Source organism: Neisseria sp. P0009.S007 (assembly GCF_051962515.1).
This window is the reverse complement of the sequence record NZ_JBQCVF010001023.1, coordinates 1-309: the sequence shown is the minus strand read 5'-3', so window position 1 is coordinate 309 and position 309 is coordinate 1. Positions and strand designations below refer to the sequence as shown.

Annotated in this window: 1 protein-coding gene; it reads left to right on the top strand. The window is 55.7% G+C overall.

The window, feature by feature from the left end; translation table 11 throughout:
- The coding region (locus ACTHS3_RS17590) for a lipid II flippase MurJ (protein WP_440368707.1) at positions 1–309 on the top strand (309 nt) is incomplete at both ends.

The window sequence follows — 309 nt, the reverse complement described above, 5'->3', positions numbered from 1 at the left end:
ATTTTGGGCGTGAGCGTGGCGCAGATTTCCTTGGTTATCAACACCATTTTTGCCTCATTTTTGCAGTCCGGCAGTGTGTCGTGGATGTATTACGCCGACCGACTGATGGAATTGCCTACCGGCGTTTTGGGCGTGGCACTCGGTACAATCTTGCTGCCTACCTTGTCCAAACACGCCGCCAGTCAGGATACCGAGCAGTTTTCCGGCCTGCTCGACTGGGGTTTGCGCCTGTGTATGCTGCTGACCCTGCCTGCCGCCGTCGGCCTTGCCGTGTTGTCTTTCCCTCTGGTTACGACCTTGTTCATGTAC